At 36.7% G+C, this 11,720-nt stretch carries 8 protein-coding genes and 1 pseudogene; 7 read left to right on the plus strand and 2 right to left on the minus strand.

Translation table 11 applies throughout. From position 1 onward, the window contains the following. Together ABIQ28_RS13335 and ABIQ28_RS13340 are read left to right on the plus strand one after the other, a co-directional pair. A pseudogene (locus ABIQ28_RS13335) lies at positions 1-1,038 on the plus strand (glutamine--tRNA ligase); the annotation flags it as partial. Between the two features lie 182 nt (positions 1,039-1,220). Further along, positions 1,221-2,390: a GNAT family N-acetyltransferase gene (locus ABIQ28_RS13340; RefSeq protein WP_348038119.1), complete on the plus strand. Its 1,170-nt coding sequence runs from the start codon at positions 1,221-1,223 to the stop codon at positions 2,388-2,390. 118 nt (positions 2,391-2,508) lie between these two features. On the opposite strand, the gene ABIQ28_RS13345 is transcribed toward ABIQ28_RS13340, so the two are convergent. Both ABIQ28_RS13345 and gltX read right to left on the minus strand, forming a co-directional pair. Then, on the minus strand, positions 2,509-3,447 hold the full coding sequence (locus ABIQ28_RS13345) for an SPFH domain-containing protein (protein ID WP_348038121.1): 939 nt from the start codon (positions 3,445-3,447) through the stop codon (positions 2,509-2,511). Positions 3,448-3,541: 94 nt separating this feature from the next. Next, positions 3,542-5,053, minus strand: a complete 1,512-nt coding sequence (gene gltX / locus ABIQ28_RS13350) for a glutamate--tRNA ligase (RefSeq protein ID WP_348038123.1) — start codon at positions 5,051-5,053, stop codon at positions 3,542-3,544. Positions 5,054-5,304: 251 nt separating this feature from the next. On the opposite strand from gltX, the gene ABIQ28_RS13355 reads away from it, so the two are divergent. From ABIQ28_RS13355 to mnmG, 5 genes are all read left to right on the plus strand, one after another. Continuing rightward, positions 5,305-5,550: a hypothetical protein gene (locus ABIQ28_RS13355; RefSeq protein ID WP_348038125.1), complete on the plus strand. Its 246-nt coding sequence runs from the start codon at positions 5,305-5,307 to the stop codon at positions 5,548-5,550. Continuing rightward, complete coding sequence (locus ABIQ28_RS13360; protein WP_348038127.1) at positions 5,540-5,848, plus strand: type II toxin-antitoxin system RelE/ParE family toxin; 309 nt, start codon at positions 5,540-5,542, stop codon at positions 5,846-5,848. Before ABIQ28_RS13355 ends, ABIQ28_RS13360 begins: the two co-directional genes overlap by 11 nt. Beyond that, the gene (locus ABIQ28_RS13365) at positions 5,841-9,269 is read left to right on the plus strand and encodes a DUF4175 family protein (RefSeq protein WP_348038129.1); all 3,429 of its coding nucleotides are present in this window, start codon (positions 5,841-5,843) and stop codon (positions 9,267-9,269) included. Before ABIQ28_RS13360 ends, ABIQ28_RS13365 begins: the two co-directional genes overlap by 8 nt. Next, complete coding sequence (gene ybeY / locus ABIQ28_RS13370; protein WP_348038131.1) at positions 9,256-9,666, plus strand: rRNA maturation RNase YbeY; 411 nt, start codon at positions 9,256-9,258, stop codon at positions 9,664-9,666. Before ABIQ28_RS13365 ends, ybeY begins: the two co-directional genes overlap by 14 nt. Before the next feature lie 139 nt (positions 9,667-9,805). Then, positions 9,806-11,677 (plus strand): tRNA uridine-5-carboxymethylaminomethyl(34) synthesis enzyme MnmG, encoded by a 1,872-nt coding sequence (gene mnmG / locus ABIQ28_RS13375; RefSeq protein ID WP_348038133.1) that lies wholly within the window; start codon positions 9,806-9,808, stop codon positions 11,675-11,677. Positions 11,678-11,720 lie beyond the last annotated feature (43 nt).

Below are 11,720 nucleotides of genomic sequence, written 5' to 3' on the forward strand. Positions count from 1 at the left end.
GATAATATTATTGATGTTGCCCTTTTAGAGTTTTGCATCCGTGAAGATTTGAACAAGATTGCGCCGCGTATTATGGCGGTTTTGGATCCTGTCAAAGTCGTTATTACCAATTATCCTGAAGGAAAAGAGGAGTGGTTAGAGGCTGAAAACAACCAGGAAGATGACAACGCTGGCTTCAGAAAAGTGCCGTTTTCAAGAGAAATATACATTGAGAGAGACGATTTTAAAGAACAAGCCGGCAGCAATTATTTCCGATTAACTTTAGGTCAGGAAGTGCGTTTAAAGAATGCGTATATCATAAAAGCGGAAAGTGTTGTTAAAGATGCTGACGGTAATATCACTGAAATTCACTGTACGTATTCGGATGATGCGACCAAAAAAGTAAAAAGTACGATACATTGGGTATCGATTGAACATGCTATAAAAGCAGAGGTTCGAGAATATGATCGCTTGTTTATGGATGAATCGCCAGATACGCATCCAGAAAAAGACTTTATGGAATTATTGAATCCGGAGTCTTTGAAAATCATTACCGCTTATGTGGAGCCAAGTTTAAAAGAGGCTCAAATTGGCGAACGCTTTCAATTTCAACGTCTTGGTTATTTCAATGTTGATAAGGATACCACAGCTGAAAAATTAATTTTTAATAAAACTGTGGGTTTGCGGGATTCGTGGGCGAAGGCAAAGCCAAGCGAAAAGAAAAACGACAATCAACCGAAACCACAAAATAATCAGCCGCAACGCAAAGCCATCGATGTCATTCAGCAATTAGGTAAAAAATATACCAATCTTCCTGAAGAAAAGCAGTTGAAAGCCAAAGCAGAAATTCAAGAACTGGCCAAAAATGTGAGTTATGATGATTTGCAACCTTGGTTTAATACCGCAGCCAAAAAAGTGGGCACGCGCATTGCAACCATGATTACACTTGGTATTTTATTGAAACAAGGTTTGGAACGGAATGAGGATATCAATGCCTTTATAACTTCAGGATTGGAAGATAACAATGAGTTTTTAGTTGCTGAAGCACGAGCCATCTAAGCTTTTTATACTGAAAAGTTATTTATTATTAAGGGTTTGTTGTGATCGGTACGTTCACAACAAACCCTTTTTTTAAATAGTGGTTTTTATTGACTTTAATACAGCGTATTCATTATTATAAAAACAAAATAACCACTTACATTTACAAGAACTGAAAACTACAATTCAGTGCTTTTCTTAATTTGATACAGTCTAAAATTTACACTTCGACCACCCAAATTCCACCCGAATGGAATACGTTGGCAACTCATGATTTATTCCTGCAAACAGCTTATTTAACGGCTTTAGAAGGTGCTGCTCCGAGATCAATTTCGCTGTATTATATAGGAATTTTTAATGAAGATAGGTTAGTGGGAATTGCCCTGATTCAACGTGTGAAACTCTATGCTAAAGATATGTTTAGAGCTTCGGCCGGGTCGCAATGGAAAGCTATTTTAAAAGATGGTATCTCACGGATATTAAAAGGAAATATTCTTGTCGTTGGAAATTTAACGCATACAGGGCAACATGGAATGTATTTCAAAAATGAAAACTTTTCACAAGATGGCTTTTTGGAAACCTTGTTTAAAGCGATTGATGATCTTAAAATTTTGATTAAGAAAAATGAGCATAAATCCATCAGGGCGATTTTGTTCAAGGATTTTTTCAAAGCCGATAGAATCCATGAATCATCTAAAATTTTTGATCAACATGGATTTTCCGAATTTAAGGTGCAGCCCAATATGATTTTGGATATTTCTCCGAATTGGAAGAACATGGAAGATTATCTAAATGATCTGAACACAAAATATAAGACCAGATACAAGCGCGCGAAAAAAAAATTGGGCAAAATTCGGCTTTCAGAGATGACTCAGGATGAAGTTTTAGAAAATTCCGAACACTTATATCATCTTTATAAAAATGTGTCCACTAAGGCTGCTTTTAACACGTTTTTACTTCCAGAACATCATTTTTTCAATTTCAAACTTGAGCTGCAAGAAAAATTTAGAGTTTTTACTTTTAATCTGAATAATGAGATCATAGGTTTTTATACGCTCCTCTTAAATGGCGAAACTTTGGAAACTTATTTTTTGGGTTATGATGACGCCCATCAATATAAGAATCAACTTTATTTAAACATGCTTTATGAAATGTTGGCGTTTGGGATTGAACATAATTTTAAAACAATTGTTTATGCAAGAACGGCGATGGAAATTAAAAGTTCGGTAGGAGCGAAGCCAAAATCGATGTCCATTTATATTAAACACACCAATCCTATTATCAATGCGATCTTAAAATCAATTTTTAAGTTGATGAATCCTGAGCAGCAATGGGAGGAACGCAACCCTTTTAAAAATCCACGGTACTTTTAATTTTGAATGGTTTGTCTTTGTTCTTAATTCTAAAAGCGGAGCCATCTTAATTCTTTTCTGGACAGAACTGATACTAAATAGAAAACCCTTCAAATTTGAAGGGTTTTTCTAGGCATGATTACTTTTTAAGATCGTCTTTTTTCTTTTTCTCTTTGGCTTCTTTCATCGCTTCACCAATTTGGTTACTGGCCGTAAAACTAGCGACCATATTGTTGAGCATGTCACTTCCTGCTTGAGGGGAATTCGGTAACAAGATCAAGTTACTGTTCACGTGTTCACCAATAGATTGTAAGGTATCATAATGTTGGGTTACCACAATCAACGCTGACGCTTCTTGTGAGTTAATTCCAACACGATTTAAGACATCAACAGACTCTTCCAATCCACGAGCAATTTCACGACGTTGATCGGCAATACCTTGTCCTTGTAAACGCTTGCTTTCAGCTTCAGCTTTAGCACGCTCCACAATTAAAATACGCGCTGCATCTCCTTCAAATTGAGCGGCTATTTTTTCACGTTCAGAAGCATTGATTCGGTTCATCGCTGCTTTTACTTGGGCATCAGGATCAATATCAGTGACTAAAGTTTTGATGATGTCATAACCATAATCAGACATGGCATCGTTCAATTCTGTTTTTACAGCGATAGCAATGTCATCTTTTTTAACAAATACATCATCCAATTTCATTTTTGGAACTTCCGCACGAACCACATCAAATACATAACTTGTGATTTGATCGTGTGCATAATCGAGCTTATAAAAGGCATCATAAACCTTTTGGGAAATCACCATAAACTGAACAGAGATTTTTAATCTGACAAATACATCATCTAAGGTTTTGGTTTCAACAATCACATCCAACTGCTGGATTTTAAGACTCATTCTACCAGCAATGCGATCAACAATTGGAATTTTCATTTGTAAACCAGAATGACGGATGCTATGGAATTTTCCAAAGCGTTCAATAATAACGGCGGTTTGTTGTTTTACAGTAAAAAAAGAAGAAAACAAGATAAGTAATCCAAAAACAATAAAGGGAATAGCAATAGGAATCATAAGGCGGTTGGTTTAAATGTTAAAAATGTAAAACACTAATTTAAGTTATATTTGCTAGGAATCCTCTGTTTTTAGCTAAAAGCCACATCCCAATTTATAAAGCTTGTGATAAATTTCCAATACGTTGCACAGTTTCGGCTTTTCCAATCATATAAATAATTTCAAACACATCAGGGCCCTGCATGGCGCCAACCAATGCTAATCGTAAGGGCTGCATCACTTTTCCGAAGCCTACTTCTTTTTTTGCAATCCAAGCTTTGACATCAGTCTGCACGTTTTCTACAGTAAAATCATCCGTATGATTAATAACCTGTGCTAGCTCGCTCATTAATTCGCGAGCTTCATTCGTCACAATTTTAGTAAATGATTTCTCATCATAGGTTTTAGGAGCTTCAAAAAAGAAGGATGATAAGGCCCAGAAATCAGAAATAAAAGTGGCGCGTTCTTTAATCATTCCAACGGCCATAGCAACGTAATTGACATCGATATCAGCTAATTCTGGTTGCGCGTCTTTAAAAACTTCAGCCAGATCATCGTCATATTGCATTTGCATGTATTGATGATTGAACCATTTTATTTTATCAGGATCAAAACGAGCGCCAGATTTATGAACACGTTCCAAGTCAAAAGCTTCAACTAATTCCTCTAAAGTAAAGAGTTCTTGTTCAGTACCTGGATTCCATCCTAAAAACGCCAAAAAGTTAACCAACGCATCTGGGAAATAACCAGCTTCTCTATAACCGCTGGAAATGTCATTCGTTTCAGGATCTTGCCACTCTAAAGGAAATACTGGAAAGCCTAATTTATCGCCATCACGCTTGCTCAGTTTACCTTTTCCTGTTGGTTTAAGAAGTAAGGGTAAATGCGCAAATTGAGGTTTATCCCAACCAAAAGCATCATATAACTGATAATGCAGGGCTAGGGAAGGTAACCATTCTTCACCACGAATCACGTGGGTAATTTCCATTAAATGGTCATCTACAATGTTTGCCAAATGATAGGTGGGCATGCCATCACTTTTAAACAAAACTTTATCGTCTAAAATATTCGTGTCGATTGTAATATTACCTCTAACAATATCTGTCAGATTTAAAGTTTGGTTTTCCGGCGATTTAAATCGGATGACATATTCATCGCCGGCATCTAATTTGGCTTGCGTTTCTTCTTTTGAAAGCGACAATGAATTGAGCAACAACTGTCGGTTATGCCAATTGTAAATAAAGGTTTTTCCTTCGGCTTCAAGCTCTTTTCGTTGATGATCCAAACTATCTGCAGTGTCAAATGCATAATAGGCATTACCAGAAGCAATCAATTGATCGGCATAGTCTTGATACAAATGTTTGCGTTCACTTTGTCTATAAGGTCCAAATTTTTCGTTGTGATTTGGGCCTTCATCATAAGGAATATTGCACCAGTTTAACGCGTCAATAATGTACTTCTCAGCACCTTCCACATAACGATTTTGGTCGGTATCTTCAATGCGCAGAATAAACGTTCCATTATGTTTTTTGGCAAATAAGTAGTTGAAAAGTGCGGTGCGCAGACCGCCAATATGTAAAGGTCCTGTTGGACTTGGTGCAAAACGCACACGAACGTTATCAGTCATTTTTTATGATTTAAGATTACAAAGATAGAACAGATGCTACAACATTGAAAAAAGAACGCGGAAAAAGACCTAAATAACTTTACTTATCAACATTAGGTGCATTTTTAATATATTTTCTCTCAAAATCGTTCTTGCTTGCGCTTAATTAACACAAGCTTATAAATTTAGAGAATTGTGCTATAAAATAAAATTGTACTTTAGTTGGTTGAATGCACAGGAGATACTGAGTATTCATTTCAATGCCTTGTGATATGGAAACCATAGATTTAAGAAAAACAGTTATCGATTATGTCAAATCGGCTGACGAACGACTATTGAATGTTATTAAAGCTGTAGTTGAAAGCTATCAGGAAAACGACGTGGTTGCATTTACTGTGAATGGTAAACCTCTAACTAAATATCAATATGAACAGATTCTTTTAGAAGCCGAATCTGAAATTGAAAATGGAAATTCCATTTCCCCAGAGGCTCTTGAAAAGGAGTCGAATGAGTGGTAGGATGAAAGTTCTTACGGTTATTTGGAGCTTTTCTGCAAAAGCTGATTTAAAGGATATTTTCAATTATTATAAAGTGGTAAGGTTAACGCCACAAGGTGCTGTAAATGTCAAAAATGATATTTTGAAAGCTACGAATGAACTTATTTTTGCAACCCAATACCAGAAAGATACTATCCAACCAGAATATAGACGCATTATAGTAAGACATTGGAAGGTTATTTATAAAGTAAGAAAAGAAGACATATTGATTCTGCGGATATTTAGTACACGTCAAAACCCAAACAAACAAATTGAATAAAGAAAGATTGCCAAACAATTTTCAAACCATACAGACCAAGCTCGAACAATTTATAAGACGGTATTATACCAATGACTTGCTCAAAGGTGCTATTTTATTTTTTGCCATTGGCTTGTTGTATTTGTTAGTCACACTTTTTATTGAGTATGTTTTGTGGTTAAGTCCGACCGCACGAACGATTCTGTTTTGGCTGTTTGTTCTGGTAGAATTGGCCTTATTCGGTCGATTTATTATTTGGCCGTTGACCAAATTGTTCAAACTTCAAAACGGAATCGATTATATAGAAGCTTCAAAGATTATTGGCAAACACTTTCCTGAGGTCAATGACAAGTTGCTGAATGTACTTCAACTTCAGAAAAGTTCAGAACAATCAGAATTATTATTGGCCAGTATTGAACAGAAATCTGCCGAATTGCAACCTGTTCCTTTTAAAATGGCGGTCAATTTTAACAAGAATGTTAAGTACTTAAAGTATGCTGCCATTCCCATTTTAATTTTGCTGCTCACTTTTATTTCGGGACATTTTAATTGGTTTACTGATAGCTATGAACGGGTGGTGAATTATAAAACAGCTTATCAACCACCAGCACCTTTTGAATTTTTTGTAATCAATGAGAAGCTGGATGTCTTACAAAACAAGGACTTTAAGTTGATGGTCAAAACAGTTGGAAATGTAGTTCCAGAAAACGCACAAATTCATTATGCTGGAGAAACTTATTTTTTAAGACAAACTAATCCTGGAGCTTTTGAATTTGTGTTTCCCCAGTTAAAGGACGGTGTAACTTTTACACTTTCGGCCAATAAAGTAGTGTCCAAATCTTACCAAGTAAATGTGGTTAAGGTGCCAACGATGGTCAATTTTGAAATGGTATTGGATTATCCAGCTTACACAAATAGGGTGGGCGAGGTTTTAAAGAGTACTGGGAGTACGACTATTCCAGAAGGCACAACAATTACTTGGAAAATCAATACCCGTGCAACGGATCAAGTGATCATGTATGCCAACGATACCGTTGTTTTTGATAATAAAAACAAGGGGAATTTTGAAACCTCAAAACGGTTGTATTCCAGAATGAATTACACTATTTCGACGAGTAATCAATCGCTGAAAGATTATGAAAACTTGGCCTATTCTATTGAGGTGATCAAAGATGCCTATCCTGAATTGCATATTAAAGTTGAACGTGATACAATCGATAAACAAAGTTTGTATTTTTATGGACAAGCCAGTGATGATTATGGCTTAAGTAAATTACAAATGGTGTATTATCCTGTGGATAATGACGATGATAAGAAGACAGAGTTGATTCCTATGGCGCGATCTAATTTTGAAGAATTTATAAGCGCATTCCCTAATAATTTACTTCTTGAAGAAGGAATTACTTACGAATTGTATTTTCAAGTGTTTGATAATGACGCTATTCACAACTTTAAGAGCGTTAAAAGTAATGTATTTACCTACCGAAAGTTGACTCAAGATGAAGAAGAGCGTAAGCAACTGAAAGAACAGAGCGAAACGATCAAAAATCTTGATAATTCTTTGGAAAAAATGAAGCTTCAAGAAAAGCAGTTGGAAGAATTGTCACGGACACAAAAAGAGAAAGAGCAGCTTAATTTTAGTGACAAAAAGAAGCTTGAGAATTTCATAAAGCGTCAGAAGCAACAAGAGGAACTGATGCAGAATTTTAATGAACGATTAAAAGATAATCTTGAAAACTTCCAAAAGGATAATACCGAAAATGATCTATTTAAAGAGGATTTAAAAGAACGTTTAAAAGACAATGAAGAGCAGCTTCAAAAAGATGAGAAGCTATTAAAGGAGTTGGAACAACTTCAAGATAAAATTCAAAAGGAAGAACTGACCAAAAAATTGGATCAGTTGGCAAAGCAAAATAAAAATAAACAAAAAAGTCTTCAGCAATTGTTGGAGTTGACCAAGCGTTATTACGTTGCTAAAAAGGCTGAAAAACTGCAACGCGAACTTGAGCAATTAGCCAAAGATCAAGATCAATTGTCCAAGGAAAAACAGGAATTCAATACCAAGGAAAAACAGGACGAATTGAATAGGCAGTTTGAAGATTTCCAAAAGGAATTGGAAGATCTTCAAAAAGAAAATCAGGCTTTAAAGAAACCATTGGAGGTGCCTCAAGATAAAGAAGCCGAAAAGGAAATTCAAAAAGATCAAAAAGAAGCCTCTGATCAACTTGGGAAGAAAGAGGATGCAGAGCAAAATAAGGATCAAAAAAACGCTGATCAAAAACAAAAAGAGGCGCAGCAAAAGCAAAAGGATGCTTCAAAAAAAATGAAACAAATGAGTGCTCAAATGTCTCAATCTATGATGTCGGGTGGCCAAGAACAGATGCAGGAAGATGCGGCCATGTTACGTCAAATTCTAAAAAACTTACTATTGTTTTCGTTCGATCAAGAAGATCTCATGAATAAATTTAAAAGCATCCAAATAAACCATAATCAGTACGGCACATTTCTGCGGAAGCAAAGTAATTTGCGTGAGCATTTCGCACATATTGACGATAGTCTGTTCGCACTGTCTATGCGTCATCCTAAACTTTCTGAGAATATCAATTCTAAAATCACGGATGTCTTTCATTATATCGACAAATCTATGGCTGAACTTTCTGAAAATTTGCTTTCTCAAGGCGTGGCATCGCAACAATACACGATGACATCAGCGAATGATTTGGCGAGTTTTTTAAGTGATGTTTTAGATAATATGGAGTCGGAAATGAATCCTGGAGAAGGTCAAGGATCTGGAAAGGGGCAAGGAAAAGATGGAAAAAGTGGTGGTATGCAATTGCCGGACATTATCATGAGTCAGCAAGAGTTGAATAAGCAAATGGAAGAGGGTCTGAAAAAGAGTGATTCTGGCAAGAAAAAGGAGGGTGCTGGAAAAGATAATGACGGAGAAAATGGAGAATCTGGCAAAGAAGGTAAAGCGCGTAGTGGTGAAGATTCGCAGGGGGATGGTGAAGGATCATCTGAAAAATTGAATGGTGAATTGTTCCGTATTTATCAACAGCAACAACAATTACGTCAAGCGTTGCAGGACAAGTTAAAGGAACTTGGCAAGGCTGGGCAAGGTCAACAGTTGTTGAAACAAATGGAAAACATCGAATCCGATTTGATTAATAAAGGGTTTACGAATCAAACCTTACAGCGGATGATGAGTTTGCAACAGCAACTTTTGAAGTTGGAAAACGCTACTTATTTGCAAGAAGAAGAAAATAGGCGTGAATCAAACACCAATAAAAAACAGTTTGACAACCCAATTACGGATCAAATTCCGACCGCTAAAGAATATTTTAATACTACTGAAATATTAAACAGACAAACTTTACCTTTGCAAAACGTTTACAAGAAAAAGGTACAAGACTATTTTAAAAAAGACAATGATCAGCTTTAATTACGAAACAGACTTACAATTGGACAATGAAGAGGATTTGTCGCAATGGATTTCAAGCACCATCACTGAGGAAGGTTTTAGTGAAGGAGAAATCAATTATATATTTTGTGATGACGCTTACCTTTTGGATCTCAATATTGAGTTTCTAGATCACGATACCCTTACGGATATTATCAGTTTTGACTATACTTTAGGTAAGCTGATCAATGGCGATATTTATATTTCTGTGGAAAGAGTTCGTGAAAATGCTGCGGACTTTGAAGTAACTTTTGATAATGAATTGAGTCGGGTTATGATTCATGGCATTCTTCATTATTGTGGTTACAAGGATAAAACAGAAGATGAGGAAGCTATAATGCGCTCTAAGGAAAATTACTACATTGGCCAATTGGCTTAAGTTTCAGTAAATCAGTGTATATTTGCAAACTTTTCTTATGTCCTAAGAAGGGACTTTTGGGCTTCAATAGTGAAAGGTTTGATGAAACAAAACGACCATTGTTCCACGTGGAACACTTTAAATTATAAAATGACATACAATGTTTGATAAAGTATATGATGTGATTGTTGTTGGTGGCGGACATGCCGGTAGCGAGGCTGCTGCTGCGGCTGCTAATATGGGGAGTTCGACTTTATTGGTAACAATGAATTTGCAGAACATTGCGCAAATGTCCTGTAATCCCGCCATGGGCGGCATTGCCAAAGGGCAAATTTTACGGGAGATTGATGCGCTTGGTGGTTATAGTGGAATTATAAGTGACACGTCGGCCATTCAGTTTAAGATGCTCAATAAATCCAAGGGTCCTGCCATGTGGAGTCCACGGGTGCAAAGTGACCGCATGAGGTTTGCTGAGGATTGGCGATTGATGTTGGAAAGAACTCCGAATGTTGATTTTTATCAAGAGATGATATCTGGTTTGATCGTCGAAAATCATCAGGTAGTTGGTGTAAAAACATCTTTGGGATTAGAGATAAGAGGGAAGTCCGTGGTGCTTACAAACGGGACATTTTTGAATGGATTGATCCATATTGGCGATAAGAATTTTGGTGGTGGTAGAGCAGGTGAGAAATCTGCAACGGGTATTACGGAGCAATTGGTTGCGTTGGGTTTTGAATCTGGACGCATGAAAACGGGAACGCCGCCAAGAGTTGATGGAAGATCATTGGATTATTCTAAAATGGATGTACAGCCTGGTGATGAAGTGCCAGAAAAATTCTCTTATTCTGATGTTACGAAACCTTTGACGGTTCAAAGGGATTGTCATATGAGTTTCACGAGTCCGTTGGTGCATGATTTATTGCGCGAAGGTTTTGATCGTTCACCTATGTTTAATGGCCGAATTAAAAGCACGGGTCCACGTTATTGTCCGTCAATAGAAGATAAAATTAATCGATTTGCTACAAAGGATCGACACCAGATATTTGTGGAGCCAGAAGGATGGCATACCTGTGAGGTTTACGTTAATGGATTTTCCACATCGCTTCCAGAAGATGTTCAGTTTAAAGCGTTGCGTTCTGTCGTCGGTTTTGAAAAGGTTAAGTTTTTCAGACCTGGTTATGCGATCGAATATGATTACTTTCCGCCAACACAACTGAAGCATACTTTAGAAACTAAATTAATCAAAGGCTTGTATTTTGCTGGTCAAATTAATGGGACTACCGGATATGAAGAAGCAGCCTCGCAGGGATTAATGGCGGGTATAAATGCAGCGCTTCAGGTTCAGGAAAGAGATGAGTTTACCTTGCGACGTGATGAAGCTTATATTGGTGTTTTGATTGATGATTTGATTACAAAAGGCACAGAAGAACCTTACCGCATGTTTACGTCTCGTGCTGAATACAGAACTTTATTAAGGCAAGATAATGCCGATTTAAGATTGACGCCTAAAGGTTACGAACTTGGATTGGCTAGTGAAAAGCGTTTGAAACGAATGGAAGAGAAACATTCTAAAGCAGATGCTTTTGTAGAGTTCTTTAAGCAAACCAGTGTTGAGGCGGATGCTATCAATCCTATTTTGGAAGCTAATGATTCTGCCTTGGTAAATCAATCTGGAAAGTTGTTCAAGATTTTTGCAAGACCAAACATTTCCATGGAAGATATCCGTCAGATTGAAAGCGTAGATGCTTATGTTTTGGAACACGATTTAGATAAAGAAATTATTGAGCAAGCAGAAATTCAGGTTAAGTATTCAGGATATATTGACAAGGAACGGAACAACGCCGACAAGCTTAATCGTTTGGAAGATTTAAAGATCCCTTCCAATTTCGATTATTCAATACTGAAATCTATGAGTATAGAGGCAAGGCAGAAGTTGGAGAAAATCCGTCCGGTTACTATTTCACAAGCGTCACGAATTAGTGGTGTGTCGCCAAGTGATGTATCGGTGCTTTTGGTATATATGGGCAGATAAATCTGAAATATTTTGAAGTGTTCCACGTGGAACGTTGGAATAT

Source organism: Gelidibacter sp. (assembly GCF_039916245.1).
In the GTDB taxonomy this organism is placed as follows: Bacteria; Bacteroidota; Bacteroidia; order Flavobacteriales; family Flavobacteriaceae; genus Gelidibacter.

What these genes read in the sequence shown, in the direction of transcription:
- ABIQ28_RS13345 (WP_348038121.1), bottom strand. Translation starts at nt 3,447, where the DNA reads ATGATTCCTATTGCTATTCCCTTTATTGTTTTTGGATTACTTATCTTG.
- gltX (WP_348038123.1), bottom strand. Translation starts at nt 5,053, where the DNA reads ATGACTGATAACGTTCGTGTGCGTTTTGCACCAAGTCCAACAGGACCT.
- ABIQ28_RS13355 (WP_348038125.1), top strand. Translation starts at nt 5,305, where the DNA reads ATGGAAACCATAGATTTAAGAAAAACAGTTATCGATTATGTCAAATCG.
- ABIQ28_RS13360 (WP_348038127.1), top strand. Translation starts at nt 5,540, where the DNA reads ATGAGTGGTAGGATGAAAGTTCTTACGGTTATTTGGAGCTTTTCTGCA.
- ybeY (WP_348038131.1), top strand. Translation starts at nt 9,256, where the DNA reads ATGATCAGCTTTAATTACGAAACAGACTTACAATTGGACAATGAAGAG.
- mnmG (WP_348038133.1), top strand. Translation starts at nt 9,806, where the DNA reads ATGTTTGATAAAGTATATGATGTGATTGTTGTTGGTGGCGGACATGCC.